This window comes from Aquabacter albus (assembly GCF_040049275.1).
Lineage (GTDB): Bacteria > Pseudomonadota > Alphaproteobacteria > Rhizobiales > Xanthobacteraceae > Aquabacter.
The window spans coordinates 108,916-124,169 of sequence record NZ_JBDZDT010000006.1 but is presented as its reverse complement, the minus strand read 5'-3'; the positions used below and the strand labels follow the sequence as shown (position 1 = coordinate 124,169).

Here is a 15,254-nt window from a genome sequence, read left to right as displayed (position 1 = left end):
AGGTTCAGAAAGTCATCTTCGTGCCGACATACACCGCCCGCCCGTTGCCCGGCTCGAACAAGGCCTGGTTCGGCGCGGCCAGAGCGGTCACGCTGGCGCTGGCGATATAGTTCACGTTGAAGAGGTTGCGGGCGTCCACATAGACCGAGAAGCGCCCGCCCGGCGGCTCGTAGCCCGCCTTGAAGTTCAACAGGGCATAGGGCGAGGAGTTCAGCGTGTTGGCGTCGTCCACATAATAGGCGACGGGCACCCATTCCACGTTCGGCCCGGCATAGAAGCCGCTGGGATGCTTGTAGAGCATCTCCGCCCGCAGATAATGCCGCGGGATGCCGGGAAGCTGGTTGTTGCCCCAGACCGGGTCGTTGTCGAAATAGAAGTCGTTATAGGTGTAGGCGAGGTTCAGCCACACGCTGTCCTGTGCCGGGCCGTGGGTGAAGAGGCCCTGGAACATGGACCAGTTGGCGCCCACTTCCATGCCCTGATGGATGGTGTTGGAGAGGTTCACCACCGTGCAGGTGAGCCCCATCAGCACGCCGGTATCCTGGCACTGCAATTCGTTCTCGACCCAGGAGCGATAGAGCGAGACGTCCCAGTTGAAGGTGGGGCTGCGGCCCCGCGAGCCCATCTCCACCGTGGTCGCGGTCTGCGCCTTGAGGTTGGCGATGTCGCCCACCGCGAAATTGGTCAGCTCGGAGAAGGTTGGCGCCTCGCCGGAGCGGGAGACGTTGCCGTAGAGCTGGGAGTCCGGCCCCAGCTCCCAGACGAAGCCGCCCTTGGGAAGGAAGAGCTGATAGTCGTTGCCGCCGGATGTCGTGCCGAGATAGGCGACGCGGCCGAGGCTGGCATCGAGATACTGGAACGCACCCACCAAGGCGAAGTCCGGCAGGACGTAGAAATTGTCCTCGGCATAGAAAGTGGTGGTCGTTGCCTCGTCATTGGACATGTAGACGAGCTGGGCCGGGTTGCCGAAGACGTTGGTGTAGCGCTGCGCATCCACCGTGCCGGTGCCGTAGTTCACGCCCATGACGAGACGGTTCTTGAAGCCGCCGATGCTCCGCTCGTCCACGAGGCGGGTGAAGGCGCCATATTCCTGGTAGCCGTAATCCAGCACCTGGAAGATGGGGTGGAACAGGGACTTGTCCGTATAGAACACGCCCACGTCCAGTTTCGTGGTGTCGGAGATCAGGAAGCTGGTCTTGTTGGCCACCCGGATGGCCTGGATGTCCCGCTCATAGTCGAGGGCCACATTGGTGGGGTTGGCGCTCTGGGGGGAATGGAGCGCCACATATTTCGAGACGGAGCCGGGAATGTCCTGCTGCACGTCGGTGGCATTGAAATAGAAACGCGTCTCCACGTTCTCGGTGGGCTGCCAGCCGAAATTGCCGCTGCCGCGTGTGTTGGTGCCGGAGGAATGGTTTCGGAAGCCGTCCTGCGAAAGGTAGGAGCCGGTGATGTAGCCGTCGAAGGCGCCGTTCACCCCGCCCACATTGGCCTGGAAGCGGGCAAAGCCGAAGCTGCCGGCATCGAGCCTGATGCCGGCGCCGGGATTGCTGCGGCCGGTGGGGGTGACGAAATTGATGGCGCCGCCCAGCGCGTTCGCGCCGTACTGGTAGCCGTTGGCGCCCTTGAACACCTCCACATATTGGTAGGCGGTGGGGTCGATCTCCTGGAAGTCGCCGCCGCCGTCCACGGAGGAGAGCGGGATGCCGTCCTGGTAAAGCAGGACGCCCCGCAGATGGGCGCTGCGCGAGATGCCCGAGCCGCGGATGGAGAGGCGCGTGTCCTCGCCCCATTTCGGCTGGACGAACACCCCGGGCACGTAGTCCAGCATGTCCTTGATGGTGGTGGCAGGTGTGTTCTGCCACTGCTGGGCGGTCACCAAAGCGACGCCGCCGGGGATCAGGTCCAGCGCCGCACGCGCTTCAGCGACGGAGCGGACGGTGATGCTTCCCCCCTGGCCGTCGCTGACGGAGATGGTGGGAAGATCGACGCTGGCCTCCTGCGCATGAGCGGAGAGGGGGCAGGCGAGGGCGGTGGTGGCGAGCAATAGACAGGCGAGAGGCCGCGTCTGCGGCGTGAAATGACGCAAAGGCATGGAAATGTCCCGCGATCGCGCCCGCACGGGAGCGGCGATCGAGCCGGATGAAGCGTGCTGCCGGGGCAGCGGCGAAAAGCTTCAGGCGGGAACGGGTGGGGCGCGGGGGCGGGCGCTTTCATGGACCGCCGGGGCCGGCGGCGCGGGGAGCGTGACCGCCGGGGCCTCGGCCACATGAGGCGCGGCGAGGGGGGCGGTGAAGGCGGCAGGCTCGGGCACCAGCGGCGTCGCGCCGCTGAGCGGGCAGAGCACGCAATGGGGCGCGTGGTCGTCCGAGGCGCCGCCGTCGGGCTGTCCGCCATCCACATGGGTGGTGCAGAGCAGCCCGCCATCGCCCATGGGCGCGGCCATGACCCCGGCCGCGACGCCGCCGAGAATCAGGTTGACCAGAAGAAGGTAGGAGAGGAGCCAGCCGGTGAGGCGGAAGCCGGCCGGCAACAGGCGGCGCGGCGCGTCTGAACGCGCAACTCCCCGTTTCCGCTTCGCGGCCATCTCCGTCATCAGTCCCCAGCTCCGGCCTGCGGCACAGGCGTATCCCGGCTACATATTGCGCAGCTTCGCAGCAAGCGGCAACGTGCGTGCGCAAGTGCTGATTGTCGCTGCGTCACGGCGGCGCGTTGTCTCGTGCACTGCAAAAAGACTTAACGCGGCGCCCTCTTGGGCGTAATAAGCGGGTCAGCCAGCCATTCCGCCCCGCGGATCGCCAGCCAAGCCAGCTCCCATATTTGACGCCGGTGAAGCGCGATGACGATACGCGAATCTTTGGGCATGCCTCCGGTATGCGTCCGTAGGCTTTCCCATTCTGCCCTGGTGCTCGTGGCGGCGCTCGCCATGGGCGGGGCTGCGCTCGCGCAACAGCCCGCAGCCGTGCCGGCCCATCCGGCACCGGCCGCAGCGTCTCCCGCTCCGCCCGCGCCCGCTGCTGCGAGGCCAGCCCCGGCGCCCGCTCCGGCCGTGTCCGCCCCGTCCTTCTCACCGGCGCCCACGGCGACGACGCCGCCTCCGGCAGTGCAGCCCGCAGCTGTGCCGGCGCCCGTTCCGGCCGCTGCGGCTCCTTCCGCCCCTGCGAACCCCTCTGATCCCGCGAACGCCGCCGCTCCCGCGAGCGCGGCTCCGGCCCTGCCCGAGGCCCTGCCGCCCGCCGCCAACGGCGTCCTGCCCCACGATCTGTCCCCCTGGGGCATGTTCATGGCGGCGGACCTCGTGGTGAAGGCGGTGATGCTGGGCCTCGCCTTCGCCTCCGTGGTCACCTGGACCGTCTGGCTGGTGAAGACCTTTGAGCTGATCGCCGCGAACCGGGCCGTGCGCCGCACCCTCAAGATCCTGCGCCTTGCGCCGAGCCTCCTCGCCTCCGCGAAGGCCGTGCCGGGCAAGGAAGGCGGCGCCGCCGGCGCCGTGGTGCGCGCCGCGCTGGCCGAAGTGGAAGTCTCCCGTGCTTTGCCGGCCGAGGGCATCAAGGAGCGCGTCGCCGTTGCCCTGAACCGGATCGAGGCGCACGCCGCCCGGCGCATGGTGCTGGGCACCGGCCTGCTCGCCACCATCGGCTCCACCGCCCCGTTCGTCGGCCTGTTCGGCACGGTGTGGGGCATCATGAACAGCTTCATCGGCATCTCGAAGGCGAACACCACGAACCTCGCGGTCGTCGCCCCTGGCATCGCCGAGGCGCTGCTCGCCACCGCCATCGGCCTCGTGGCCGCCATCCCGGCGGTGATCATCTACAACGTGTTCGCCCGCGCCATCGCCAACTACAAGGCGTCGCTGGCCGACGCGTCCGCCGAGGTCATGCGACACCTGTCTCGCGATCTCGACCGCGAGGCGACGGCCCCCAGCGGCCGCCTGCGGGCTGCGGCGGAGTAGGACATGGCCGCCCACCTCGACCACGGCGGGGAAGACCTCTCCGAGAATCATGAGATCAACGTCACGCCCTTCATCGACGTGATCCTCGTTCTGCTCATCATCTTCATGGTGGCGGCGCCGCTCGCCACCGTGGACATCCAGGTGGAGCTGCCCACCTCCACGGCGCAGCAGCAGCAGCGGCCGGACAAGCCGGTGTTCCTCAGCGTCAACACGGCGCTGGAGCTTTCGCTCGGCAACGACCCCGTGCCGCGCGATGGCATCGGCCGGGTGCTGGACGCCGCCACCAACAATGACCGCCAGCAGCGCATCTTCGTGCGCGCCGACAAGGCGGTGTCCTATGGCGACGTGATGGAGGTGATGAACCTCCTGCGCAATTCCGGCTACCTGAAGGTCGCCCTGGTGGGTCTGGAGGGCACGCCCGGCCAGTCAGCCCCCGCTGCCCCTGCGCCCGGAGCCGCCCGTTGAGCGCGGTGGACTGGCATCACGAGCCGCACCATGGCGGCCATGGGAATTATGCCACGCGCTGGCTGATGGCCGGCGTGGTGATCCTCGCTCTGCATGTGGGCGCGGTCTATCTCTCGCTGCACTGGCCCTATGCGGCGGAAAGCGAGCCGGCGGCCGCGGCCATGATGATCGATCTTGCGCCGCTGCCCGTGGCGCCGCCCTCCGAGACCGAGGATGTGGCGCCCGGCCCGCAAATGGTTCAGGCGCCCGATCCCATGGACACGCCGGAGGAGCTGGAGGAGGCGACCCCGCCGCCCGAGCCCATCGTCGATCCTCTTCTCGAACTGCCGGAGCTGCCGCCGCCCCCGCCGCTGGCCGAGGCCCTCCTGCCCCCGCCGCGCCCGGTGGAAGAGGTGAAGGAGCCGCCGCCGCCCAAGCCGGTGGAGAAGCCGAAGCCCAAGCCGAAGGCAAGCCGCAAGCCGGCGGCGCCCACCACCAGCGCCGCCCCGCGCTCGGATGCCGCGCCCTCCAATGCCACCGCTGCGCCCAATTCAGGGGCGTCCGCCTCGAATTCCGCCGCGCCTGCTACCTGGCGCAGCATGCTGGTCGCGCACCTCAACCGCCACAAGCGCTACCCGGCCGAGGCACGGGCACGGCGCGAGGAGGGGACGGCGCGCCTGCGCTTCTCCATCGACCGCTCCGGGCGTGTCGTGGGGGCGAGTCTTGCGGGCTCGGCCGGCTCACCGGCGCTGGATGCCGAGGTGCTGGACCTGATCCGCCGCGCCTCGCCGGTGCCCGCGCCGCCGCCGGAAGTGGCGGGCGGCGTGATCACCCTGACCGTGCCGGTGAATTTCAGCGCCAAGTGAGGGTGCCATCAAAGGCGGCCGACATTGCGTGAAGTGTCGGATTTAAGTCATTGTTTAGGTTAATAAATTTTACTTCACTTAAAGTGACGCGTGAGCCGCCTCGGTTCGCTGTGTGCGCCCGATTCCCTGGTGCGCGAGCGTGGGGGTGAGGCGGCGGGTGGGTTGCCGCGCCCTCTGCAACCCAGCCCTGCGCTCGGGAATTGCTCCGGCTTTGGACTTGGCCGTCACCCTGTGATAAGCGAGCCGCCTGCCTGGGCCGACGCTGCGTTGCGGCAGGTCCGCGCCGGAACCTCGGAGATCGTCCATGGCATCGCACGATGCGCCCCGTTCCTCCGTCCGCGAGGAAAACAACCGCTTCTTCTCCGCCCCGCTCAGCGAGACGGACGGCGAGATCGCCGCTGCCATCAAAGCCGAGCTCGGTCGCCAGCGCGACGAGATCGAGTTGATCGCCTCGGAGAACATCGTCTCCCGCGCGGTGCTGGAAGCCCAGGGTTCGGTGCTCACCAACAAATATGCGGAAGGGTATCCGGGTCGGCGCTATTACGGCGGCTGCCAGTTCGTGGACGTGGCCGAGACGCTGGCCATCGAGCGCGCCAAGAAGCTGTTCAATTGCGGCTTCGCCAATGTGCAGCCCAATTCCGGCAGCCAGGCGAACCAGGCGGTGTTCTTCGCGCTGATGCAGCCGGGCGACACGTTCCTTGGGCTTAACCTCGCGGCCGGCGGGCACCTGACCCACGGCTCGCCCGTGAACATGTCCGGCAAGTGGTTCAAGCCGGTCTCCTATGGCGTGCGCCAGGACGACCAGCGCATGGACTATGAGGAGATCGCCAAGCTCGCGGACGAGCACAAGCCGAAGGTCATCGTGGCCGGCGGCTCCGCCTATCCGCGTGTGATCGACTTCGCCAAGATGCGCGCCATCGCCGACAGCGTGGGCGCCAAGCTCATGGTGGACATGGCCCACTTCGCCGGCCTCGTGGCGGGCGGGGCGCACCCGAGCCCGTTCCCCCACGCGCATGTGGTGACCACCACCACCCACAAGACCCTGCGCGGCCCGCGCGGTGGTATGATCCTGACCAATGACGAGGATCTGGCCAAGAAGATCAACTCGGCCATTTTCCCCGGAATCCAGGGCGGCCCGCTGATGCACGTGATCGCCGCCAAGGCGGTCGCGTTCGGCGAAGCGCTCCAGCCGGAATTCAAGCTTTACGCGAAGAACGTCGTGGAAAACGCTCGTGCGCTTGCAGAAACGCTCCGCGGCCACGGCTTCGCCATCGTCTCCGGCGGCACCGACACCCATGTGATGCTGGTGGACCTGCGCCCCAAGCGCCTGACCGGCAAGGTGTCCGAGGTGGCCCTCGGCCGCGCCCACATCACCACCAACAAGAACGGTATCCCGTTCGACCCCGAGAAGCCGGCCGTGACCTCCGGCATCCGCCTCGGCACGCCCGCCTGCACCACCCGCGGGTTCGGCGTGAAGGAGTTCCAGCAGGTGGGCGACATGATCGCCGAGGTTCTCGAGGTGCTCTCGCAAAAGGGCGTCGACGAAGATAGTCTGGTGGAGCAGGCGGTGCGGGAGAAGGTCTCGAGCCTTCTCGACCGCTTCCCCATCTACGGCTGAGCGGGGCGTCGGAAGGGCACAAGCATGCGCTGTCCCTATTGCGGGCATGAAGACACTCAGGTCCGGGACAGTCGCCCCACCGAGGAGGACACGGCCATCCGCCGCCGGCGGGTGTGCCCCAACTGCAATGGCCGCTTCACCACGTTCGAGCGCGTACAGCTGCGTGAGCTGACGGTGGTAAAGCGTTCCGGCCGGCGCGAGCGGTTCGACCGCGAGAAGCTCGCCCGGTCCGTGCAGACCGCGCTGCGCAAGCGCGTGGCCGAGCCGGACACGGTGGATGCACTCGTTTCGCGTGTGGTTCGCAACCTTGAGAAGATCGACACCGACATCCCCACCGAGTTTATCGGCGAGATGGTGATGCGCGAGCTGAAGCGCATCGACGATGTCGCTTATGTCCGCTTTGCCTCGGTCTATCGCAATTTCCGCGAGGCCAAGGATTTTGAGAGCGTGCTGGACGAGCTGGCCGCCGGCAAGCCGCCGTCAGAGGCCAAGGCGGCGCCGGGCGACGTGCCGCGCCGTCCGGAATGAGCGCGGTCTCTACCTTCGCCGTCACCACGCCCCAGGAGGATGAGCGCCTGATGGCGCGGGCGCTGGAAATAGGGCAGGCGGGCCTCGGCCGTACCTGGCCCAACCCGTCCGTGGGCGCCGTGGTGGTGGCTCAGTCCCCGTCCGGCCCCCGCATTCTCGGCGAGGCGGGCACTGCCCCCACGGGCCGCCCCCATGCGGAACCGATTGCGCTCGCCCAGGCCGGGGAGGCCGCGCGCGGCGCAACCCTCTATGTGACGCTGGAGCCCTGCTCGCACCATGGACGCACGCCGCCTTGCGCCGATGCGGTGATCGCCGCCGGCATCCGCCGGGTGGTGGCCGCCATCGACGATCCTGACCACCGGGTGCGCGGGCGCGGCATCGCGCGGCTCCGCGCAGCGGGCATCTGGGTGACGGTCGGGGTCGGCGCCGAGCAGGCTTTGGTGGACCATGCCGGCCATATCAGCCGCGTCACCCGCGGCCGGCCCCACGTGCTTTTGAAGATGGCGGTCTCCGCCGATGGAAAAGCGGGCCTTCCCGGCCCGGCTCCGGCCGCCATCACTGGCGAGGCGGCGCGTGAGCGGGCCCATCTCATGCGCGCCGCCTCCGACGCCATCATGGTGGGCATCGGCACGGCGCTGGCGGACGACCCGCGGCTCAATGTCCGCCTGCCGGGCCTGGAGAACCGCTCGCCGGTCCGCATCGTGCTGGACGGCGACCTGCGCCTGCCCGTGACGTCGCGGCTTGTGCGCACCGCCGCCGACGTGCCGGTCTGGGTAGTGGGCGCGGAAGATGCGCCGCTGGAGCGGGAAAAGGTGCTGGTGGATCTCGGCGTCGAGGTGCTGCGCGCCCCGCGCGGCGCCGATGGCCGGTTCGATCTGCAGGCGGTGCTGCATCTGCTGAGCCTTTTGGGCGTGACGCGGCTGATGGTAGAGGGCGGGCCGCAGCTCGCCGCCGCGCTGCTGGATGCCGGGCTCGCGGACGAGGTGGCGGTGTTCAAGAGCCCGCTCCTTTTGGGCGCGGGCGCGCTGGATGCGCTGGCCGGGCACCCGCTCCACCGCCTCACCGCGCCGGTGGGCTTCGCCGCGGTGGAGCAGGCGGAGCTGGGGGACGACACGCTCGTGCGCCTCTGGCGCCGGTAAGAGGGACGAAGGTTTCATGTTCACAGGCATTGTCACGGATCTCGGCCAGATCGCCGGGATCAAGGCGCACAACGATGTGCGCACCCTCACCATCGCCACGCGCTATGAGGCGTCCTCCATCGAGATCGGCGCCTCCATCTCCTGCTCCGGCGTGTGCCTCACCGTCACCTCGGTCCAGGAGGGCGGTCCGCTCGGCGCGCTGTTCACGGTGGATGCCGCGCCCGAGACGCTGGCCATCACCACCGCCGCGGTATGGACCGAAGGGCGCCGGCTGAACCTGGAGCGGGCGCTCGCCATGGGGGCGGAGCTGGGGGGACATCTCGTCACGGGGCACGTGGACGCGGCGATCCCCGTCGTGTCCCGCGAGGACCTGGGCGAGACAAGCCGCTATGTGTTCGAGGCGCCCGACGCGCTTGCCCGCTTCATCGCCGCCAAAGGCTCGGTGTGCCTGGACGGCACCTCGCTCACGGTGAATACGGTGGAGGGTGGGGCCTTCTCCTGCCTGCTCATTCCCCACACGCTGGCGGTGACCACCTGGGGCGATGTGGGGCGCGGGGACCGGGTCAATCTGGAGGTGGACCTGATGGCCCGCTACGCCGCGCGGCTTGCAGAGTTCCCCCGGGGCGAGTAACCCCTCGGCCGGGTTCAGGAGAAATCTCATGGTGAGCACGCGCAGCGACCGTGCGGGCGAGGAAGCCGAACTGGTTTCCGGCGCCCGCGTCCTGATCGTGGAAGGGCGCTATTACGAAGCGTTGGCGGACGAATTGCTGGCCGGCGCGCGCGCCGCGCTCGAAGCGGCCGGGGCCGAGGTGGACATCATCACCGTGCCCGGTGCGCTGGAGGTGCCGGTGGCCGCCGAGATCGCGCTGGATGGCGCGGAGCTGGCGGGCGAGCCTTACGAGGCCGTGGTGGGTCTCGGCTGCGTGATCCGGGGCGAGACCTATCATTTCGAGATCGTGGCGGGGGAATCCGCCCGCGGCCTCATGGATCTGGCGCTGGCCCACGGCCTGCCGCTGGGCAACGGCATCCTCACCGTGGACACGGAGGCGCAGGCCTGGGAGCGGGCGCGCGTGACCGAAGGCAATAAGGGCGGCGGCGCGGCCCAGGCGGCTCTGGCGCTGCTGCGCCTCAAGCGGCGGGTGGCGGCATGATCGATGTCCCCAAACCCATGAAGAAGAGCGCGGCGCGCCTCGGCGCCGTCCAGGCGCTCTACCAGATGGACGTGGCCGGAACGCCGCTCAACGAGATCCTCTCCCAGTTCGAGAGCCACTGGCTCGGCCAGGAGGTGGAGGGCACGCAGTATCCCGAGGCCGACCGGCGTCTGTTCCGCGACGTGGTGGAAGGCGTGCTGCGTGAGCAGCGGCAGATCGACCCCATGGTGGACAATGCGCTGTCTCAGGGCTGGCCGCTGCGCCGGGTGGAAGCGGTGCTGCGCGCTTCGCTCCGGGCCGGCGCCTATGAATTGCTCGCCCGCCCCGACGTGCCGGCGCGGGTGGTGATCACGGAATATGTGAACGTGGCCGCCGCCTTCCTCGACAATGACGAGACCGGCATGGTCAATGCCGTGCTGGATGCGCTGGCCCGCGACCTGCGCGCGCCCGAGTTCTCAAGGCCGGGGGCGGCCTGATATGGGGGATGGGGGTTCCGGCGAGGACCGCTTCATCGCCCGTTTCTTCCGGCCGCTCGCCACCGACCCCGCCGCGCTCCGCCTCATGGACGATGCGGCGCTCCTGTCCCCGCCCGAGGGCATGGACCTCGTCCTCACCAAGGATGCGCTGGTGGCGGGGGTCCATTTCTTTCCCGACGATCCGCCCGACGCCATCGCCCGCAAGGCGTTGCGGGTGAACCTCTCCGACCTTGCCGCCAAGGGCGCGGCGCCGCTCGGCGCGCTGCTGGCCATCGCTCTGCCCAGGGACATGCCGGAGAGCTGGATGGAAGCCTTCGCCATCGGTCTCGGCGCCGATGCGAGCCTCCATGGCTGTCCCATCCTCGGCGGCGACACGGTGAGGACGCCGGGGCCGCTCACCCTCTCCATCACCGCCTTCGGCACCGTGCCCAAGGGCGAGTTCGTGCCGCGCACGAGAGCCCGGCCGGGAGAGGCCATCGTGGTCTCCGGCACCATCGGGGATGCCGCGCTCGGCCTGAAGCTGCGGCTGGAACCGACGCGGGAGGGGTTTGCGGATCTTGTGGCGTTGCAGCGCGAGCATCTGGCGGATCGCTATCTCAATCCCCAGCCGCGCCTCGCCCTCGCCCCGGTGCTGCGCGCTTATGCCAGCGCCGCCATGGATGTCTCGGACGGGCTCGTGGGCGACATCGCAAAGATGCTGGATGCTTCCGGCTGCGGCGGCTGGATCAAGGCGGATGATGTGCCCCTGTCCCATGCGGCCGCCGCGGCGGCCGTGGCGGAGCCCGGCTTGCTGGCCGTCGCGCTCACCGGCGGCGACGATTATGAGATCGCCTGCACCGTGCCTCTGGAAAAGGTGCCGTCCTTCCTGACGGACGCTGCGGTGGCCGGCATTCCCGCGAGGGTGATCGGCGAGACGCGTCCGGGGACCGGCCTGGATGTGCTGGATGCCTCGGGCGGCACCCTCGATTTCGGCTCCGGCAGCTACAGCCATTTTTGAGCCGCCGCGGCGGCCTCGCCGGATGTGATCCGGGGATTTTCCCGCACAGCGAGAGATGCCCGGGTGAGACCAGGGCCTGCGGCGTTCGGAGCATCTCTCCGCGGGGAACCGATCCGCCACCCCACCGTTAAGCTGTGGCGCTGCGTCAGGCCCGTCGGTTGATGTATCCAATGGGCGGCGCGCCCATTCCTCCAGTGCGAGAGAGATGCATGCGCCGTCGTGAGTTCGTCCAGGCTGCCGCTTTCCTGCCCGCGCTTGGCTTTCCCTTCCTGAGCCAGTTCGTGGAGGCGGCACAGGCACAGGAGAAGTCCGCCCCGCCTGTGGCGCCGGCGACGGCGTTTGATTCCTTCACCGTGCGGCAGATGGCGCGGGAGCGGGCGCAGAAACCCTACAAGGCGCCCGACCAGAAGCTTCCCTCCCAGCTCGACAAGCTGAGCTACGACGATTACCGCAACATCCGCTTCAACTCGGAAAAAGCCGTCTGGCGCGGCGAGAAGCTGCCGTTCGAATTGCAGCTTCTCCATCGCGGCTTCCTGTTCCGCGACAAGGTGGACGTCTCCCTCGTCTCGGACGGGCAGGCGCGCCTGCTCGCCTATTCCCCCGACATGTTCCGCTTCGAGCATGGGGTCGCCGCGCCGGACCCGAAAGATACCGGCCTCGGCTTCTCCGGCTTCCGCCTCCACGCCCCCATGAACAGGCCGGACTATTACGACGAGGTCGCCGCCTTCCAGGGCGCGAGCTACTTCCGGGCGGTGGCGAAGGGGCAGGTCTACGGCTCCTCGGCGCGGGGCTTGTCCGTCAAGACCGGCGACCCGGCGGGCGAGGAATTTCCGCTCTTCGTCGCTTACTGGATCGAGAAGCCGGGCCCCGGCGTCGATTCCATCGTGCTGCACGCGCTGCTGGACAGCCAGAGCGCAGCGGCCGCGTTCCGCTTCACCGTCCGCCCCGGCGAGAGCACCGACATGGCGGTGGAGATGTCGCTCTATCCCCGCGTCGACATGGAGCAGGCCGGCATCGGCACGCTCACCTCCATGTTCTTCTTCGGCCCCAACGACCGTGACGGCGTGGACGATTTCCGCCCCATGGTGTGCGACGCGGACGCGCTCTCCATCGTCAACGGGCGCGGCGAGCGGCTGTGGCGGCCGCTGCAGAACCCGCGGCACCTGGAATTCTCGGTGTTCGTGGATACCAACACCCGCGGCTTCGGCCTGATGCAGCGCCAGCGCTCCTTCTTCGACTACCAGGATCTGGAGGCGCGCTACGAGAAGCGCCCGAGCATCTGGGTGGAGCCCATCGGCGATTGGGGGCAGGGGGCGGTGCACCTCATCGAGATCCCCACCCGTGAGGAGATCCACGACAATATCGTCGCCTTCTGGCGCCCGAAGGACCCGCTGCGGAAAGGCGGGGAATATTCCTACACCTACCGCCTCCACTGGGCCTGGGACCAGCCGGACGGCCAGAAGCTCGCCCGCTTCGGCACCACCCGTTCCGGCAGTGCCGGCCAGAGCCGCCTGTTCGTGGTGGATGTGGTGGGCGATGCGCTGAAGAACGGCGATGCCGCAAAGCTCAGGGCCGAGGTCTCCACCAGCGCCGGCGCAGTGCGCGACGTGGTGCTCCAGCCCAATCCCGAAATCCAGGGCGCGCGCCTCTCCTTCGTGCTCGACCCGCCGCAGGGCGAGGCGCCGGCCGAGATGCGCGCGCAGGTGATGCGCGACGATCAGGTGGTCTCGGAGGTTTGGGTCTATCGATGGAAGCCGTAGCCCGCACCCAGTCCCGCGCCGCCATCGCCCCCGCGCTGCCGGCGGAAGCCCCGCTCGCCATGCCGGTTCAGTCGCTGAGTTCGGCGCCCGAAGGGAGAGGCCGGCCCGCCACCTCGCCGCGCGGCGTCCTTGGCCGGCGCCTGTTCGTCGTCGGCGGGGCGGGGCTGATGGCCGTGGCGGCGGCGCGGGAGATGTATCTCGTGCTTTCGGTGGGCGGGCTGTCCTGGCCGGAAGGCGTGGTGCTGGTCCTGTTCGTCATGCTCTCGGCCTGGATCGCGTTTTCCTTCACCAGCGCGGTGGGCGGCGCCTTCTCCTTGCTGCGCCATGGGGGCGGACCTTTGGGCATCGACCCGGCCGACCCGCTCCCCACCTTGTCGAGCCGCACCGCACTCCTCATGCCCACCTATAACGAGCCGCCGGAGCGGGTTCTGGCGGGCCTCCAGGCCATCATCGAATCCCTTGAGACCACCGGGCGCATTGGCGATTTCGACGTCTTCATCCTCTCCGACACCACGGATGCCGACATCTGGGTGCGGGAGGAGGCGGGCTACCTCGCCTTGCGCGAGCGGGTCGGCGGTGAGGGCCGCATCTTCTACCGGCGGCGGGCGAAGAATATCGACCGCAAGGCGGGCAATATCGGCGAATGGGTGACGCGCTTCGGCGGCGCCTATGACAGCATGCTTGTGCTGGACGCGGACAGCCTCATGACCGGCGACAGCATCGTGCGCCTCGCCGCCGCCATGGAGCGCCACCCCGGCGTGGGGCTGATCCAGACCCTGCCGGCCATCATCGGCGGGCGCACTTTGTTTGCCCGCGTCCAGCAGTTCGCAGGACGGCTCTATGGCCCGCTTCTGGCCCATGGGCTCGCCTGGTGGCACGGTTCGGAAGGCAATTATTGGGGCCACAACGCCATCATCCGCACCCGCGCCTTCACGGAGCAGGCGGGCCTGCCGCATCTGAAGGGCCGCTCGCCCTTCGGCGGGCACATCCTGAGCCACGATTTCATCGAGGCCGCTCTCATCCGGCGCGGCGGCTGGGCGGTCCACATGGTTCCCTGGCTGGAGGGCAGCTACGAGGAAGGCCCGCCCTCGCTCACCGACCTTGCGGTGCGCGACCGGCGCTGGTGCCAGGGCAACCTCCAGCATGCGGCGGTGCTGCCGGCCAAGGGGCTCACTTTCGTGAGCCGCCTGCACCTGCTCACAGGCATCGGCTGCTACATCACCGCGCCGCTTTGGTTGGCCATGCTGTTCGTGGGCCTGCTCATCTCCGTGCAGGGGCGCTATGTGCCGCCGGACTATTTCCCGGAGGGCTTCGCGCTGTTCCCGAGCTGGCCGGCGCAGGACCCGGTGCGCGCCGCCTGGGTGTTCGCCGCCACCATGGGCGTGCTGCTGGCGCCGAAATTGATCTCCTATGTGCTCATGCTGTTCGACGGGCGGCGCCGGCGGGGTTTTGGCGCGGTGGCGGCCTTCTTCAGCATGCTGGTGGAGACGCTGATCTCCGGCCTGCTCGCGCCGGTGATGATGCTGGTCCAGTCGGGCGGCGTGGTGGGCATTCTTGCAGGGCGCGATGCCGGCTGGCAGCCGCAACGCCGCGACGATGGCTCGGTTCCGTTCATGGATCTTGTCAGCCGCTATGGCGGTCAGACGCTGCTGGGGGTCTTCCTCGGCGTCGTGGCCTATCTCATCGCGGCGCCGCTCTTCTGGTGGATGAGCCCGGTCATCCTCGGGCTTGTCCTCTCCGTGCCTCTGGCCGCGCTGACGGCGACGCGGAGTTGGGGCGCCGCCTTCCGCAAGGTCGGCCTGCTGGTCATTCCCGAGGAGCGGCACCCGCCCGAGGTGATGGTGCGTGCGGGTGAGCTGGTCCGGGAACTGGCCGGGGCGGCGCCCGCGCCTTCCGACGCCGTCGCGCGCCTCGCTTGCGAGCCGGGCCTTTTGGCCGCCCATCGCGCCTTCCTGCCGCTCGATGGGAACCGGCCACATGGGGATCACAGCCCCGAGCGGCTGGTGGCCCGCGCCAAGATCGAGGACGCGGCGGATCTTCAGAGCGCGCTGAAGGGGCTCACCCTGAAGGAGAAGGCCGCCGCGCTGGGGGATGCCGAGGCCTTGGAAAGGCTGATGAAGCTGGCGGGGTAGGTCACTGGTTTTCCAGTGAGGACGTCAGCGCTTCTTTAAGTGCCGTCATGCCCGGGTTTGTCCCGGGCATCCACGTCTCTCCTTTAAGTCCGCACCCGGCGGAACCCCGTGGATGGCCGGGACAAGCCCGGCCATGACATTTGCTCTTTAGGGGTGAGGGGGGACAGGCATTCTCCAAAGAAAAACCCCGC

At 68.7% G+C, this 15,254-nt stretch carries 14 protein-coding genes; 12 read left to right on the top strand and 2 right to left on the bottom strand.

Annotation, left to right across the window (positions count from 1 at the left end):
• Nucleotides 1-4 precede the first annotated feature (4 nt).
• Both ABLE91_RS16200 and ABLE91_RS16195 read right to left on the bottom strand, forming a co-directional pair.
• Nucleotides 5-2,095: a TonB-dependent receptor family protein gene (locus tag ABLE91_RS16200; RefSeq protein ID WP_348932285.1), complete on the bottom strand. Its 2,091-nt coding sequence runs from the start codon at nt 2,093-2,095 to the stop codon at nt 5-7.
• Between the two features lie 81 nt (nt 2,096-2,176).
• Complete coding sequence (locus tag ABLE91_RS16195; RefSeq protein ID WP_348932284.1) at nt 2,177-2,596, bottom strand: DUF2946 domain-containing protein; 420 nt, start codon at nt 2,594-2,596, stop codon at nt 2,177-2,179.
• A gap of 267 nt (nt 2,597-2,863) precedes the next feature.
• Here ABLE91_RS16195 and exbB point away from each other — a divergent pair, with 267 nt between their 5' ends.
• The 12 genes from exbB (at nt 2,864) to mdoH (ending at nt 15,063) form a co-directional block, all read left to right on the top strand.
• Entirely contained in the window at nt 2,864-3,952 is a 1,089-nt protein-coding gene (gene exbB, locus ABLE91_RS16190) for a tonB-system energizer ExbB (RefSeq protein ID WP_348932282.1), read from the top strand.
• Nucleotides 3,953-3,955: 3 nt separating this feature from the next.
• On the top strand, nt 3,956-4,417 hold the full coding sequence (gene exbD, locus ABLE91_RS16185) for a TonB system transport protein ExbD (RefSeq protein WP_348932280.1): 462 nt from the start codon (nt 3,956-3,958) through the stop codon (nt 4,415-4,417).
• 5 nt (nt 4,418-4,422) lie between these two features.
• Nucleotides 4,423-5,262, top strand: a complete 840-nt coding sequence (locus ABLE91_RS16180; protein WP_348932993.1) for an energy transducer TonB — start codon at nt 4,423-4,425, stop codon at nt 5,260-5,262.
• 304 nt (nt 5,263-5,566) lie between these two features.
• Nucleotides 5,567-6,880: a serine hydroxymethyltransferase gene (glyA, locus tag ABLE91_RS16175; RefSeq protein WP_348932278.1), complete on the top strand. Its 1,314-nt coding sequence runs from the start codon at nt 5,567-5,569 to the stop codon at nt 6,878-6,880.
• A gap of 24 nt (nt 6,881-6,904) precedes the next feature.
• Nucleotides 6,905-7,408, top strand: a complete 504-nt coding sequence (gene nrdR / locus ABLE91_RS16170) for a transcriptional regulator NrdR (RefSeq protein ID WP_348932276.1) — start codon at nt 6,905-6,907, stop codon at nt 7,406-7,408.
• Complete coding sequence (gene ribD, locus ABLE91_RS16165; RefSeq protein WP_348932274.1) at nt 7,405-8,547, top strand: bifunctional diaminohydroxyphosphoribosylaminopyrimidine deaminase/5-amino-6-(5-phosphoribosylamino)uracil reductase RibD; 1,143 nt, start codon at nt 7,405-7,407, stop codon at nt 8,545-8,547. Before nrdR ends, ribD begins: the two co-directional genes overlap by 4 nt.
• A gap of 16 nt (nt 8,548-8,563) precedes the next feature.
• Nucleotides 8,564-9,178, top strand: a complete 615-nt coding sequence (locus ABLE91_RS16160; RefSeq protein ID WP_348932272.1) for a riboflavin synthase — start codon at nt 8,564-8,566, stop codon at nt 9,176-9,178.
• A gap of 28 nt (nt 9,179-9,206) precedes the next feature.
• Nucleotides 9,207-9,698, top strand: coding sequence for a 6,7-dimethyl-8-ribityllumazine synthase (ribH, locus tag ABLE91_RS16155; RefSeq protein ID WP_348932271.1), 492 nt, complete (start codon nt 9,207-9,209; stop codon nt 9,696-9,698).
• The gene (gene nusB, locus ABLE91_RS16150) at nt 9,695-10,174 is read left to right on the top strand and encodes a transcription antitermination factor NusB (protein WP_348932269.1); all 480 of its coding nucleotides are present in this window, start codon (nt 9,695-9,697) and stop codon (nt 10,172-10,174) included. The genes ribH and nusB overlap by 4 nt, the downstream gene beginning before the upstream one ends.
• Nucleotide 10,175: 1 nt before the next feature.
• Complete coding sequence (thiL, locus tag ABLE91_RS16145) at nt 10,176-11,171, top strand: thiamine-phosphate kinase (RefSeq protein ID WP_348932267.1); 996 nt, start codon at nt 10,176-10,178, stop codon at nt 11,169-11,171.
• 209 nt (nt 11,172-11,380) lie between these two features.
• Nucleotides 11,381-12,931: an OpgD/OpgG family glucan biosynthesis protein gene (locus ABLE91_RS16140; RefSeq protein WP_348932265.1), complete on the top strand. Its 1,551-nt coding sequence runs from the start codon at nt 11,381-11,383 to the stop codon at nt 12,929-12,931.
• A complete protein-coding gene (gene mdoH, locus ABLE91_RS16135; RefSeq protein WP_348932263.1) occupies nt 12,919-15,063 on the top strand; it encodes a glucans biosynthesis glucosyltransferase MdoH in 2,145 nt (714 codons plus the stop codon). Before ABLE91_RS16140 ends, mdoH begins: the two co-directional genes overlap by 13 nt.
• Nucleotides 15,064-15,254: the final 191 nt, after the last annotated feature.

Excerpts from the sequence above, each read along its gene's own strand:
- ABLE91_RS16200 (WP_348932285.1), bottom strand. The coding sequence starts at position 2,095 with ATGCCTTTGCGTCATTTCACGCCGCAGACGCGGCCTCTCGCCTGTCTA.
- ABLE91_RS16195 (WP_348932284.1), bottom strand. The coding sequence starts at position 2,596 with ATGACGGAGATGGCCGCGAAGCGGAAACGGGGAGTTGCGCGTTCAGAC.
- exbB (WP_348932282.1), top strand. The coding sequence starts at position 2,864 with ATGCCTCCGGTATGCGTCCGTAGGCTTTCCCATTCTGCCCTGGTGCTC.
- exbD (WP_348932280.1), top strand. The coding sequence starts at position 3,956 with ATGGCCGCCCACCTCGACCACGGCGGGGAAGACCTCTCCGAGAATCAT.
- glyA (WP_348932278.1), top strand. The coding sequence starts at position 5,567 with ATGGCATCGCACGATGCGCCCCGTTCCTCCGTCCGCGAGGAAAACAAC.
- nrdR (WP_348932276.1), top strand. The coding sequence starts at position 6,905 with ATGCGCTGTCCCTATTGCGGGCATGAAGACACTCAGGTCCGGGACAGT.
- ribD (WP_348932274.1), top strand. The coding sequence starts at position 7,405 with ATGAGCGCGGTCTCTACCTTCGCCGTCACCACGCCCCAGGAGGATGAG.
- ABLE91_RS16160 (WP_348932272.1), top strand. The coding sequence starts at position 8,564 with ATGTTCACAGGCATTGTCACGGATCTCGGCCAGATCGCCGGGATCAAG.
- ribH (WP_348932271.1), top strand. The coding sequence starts at position 9,207 with ATGGTGAGCACGCGCAGCGACCGTGCGGGCGAGGAAGCCGAACTGGTT.
- nusB (WP_348932269.1), top strand. The coding sequence starts at position 9,695 with ATGATCGATGTCCCCAAACCCATGAAGAAGAGCGCGGCGCGCCTCGGC.
- thiL (WP_348932267.1), top strand. The coding sequence starts at position 10,176 with ATGGGGGATGGGGGTTCCGGCGAGGACCGCTTCATCGCCCGTTTCTTC.
- ABLE91_RS16140 (WP_348932265.1), top strand. The coding sequence starts at position 11,381 with ATGCGCCGTCGTGAGTTCGTCCAGGCTGCCGCTTTCCTGCCCGCGCTT.
- mdoH (WP_348932263.1), top strand. The coding sequence starts at position 12,919 with ATGGAAGCCGTAGCCCGCACCCAGTCCCGCGCCGCCATCGCCCCCGCG.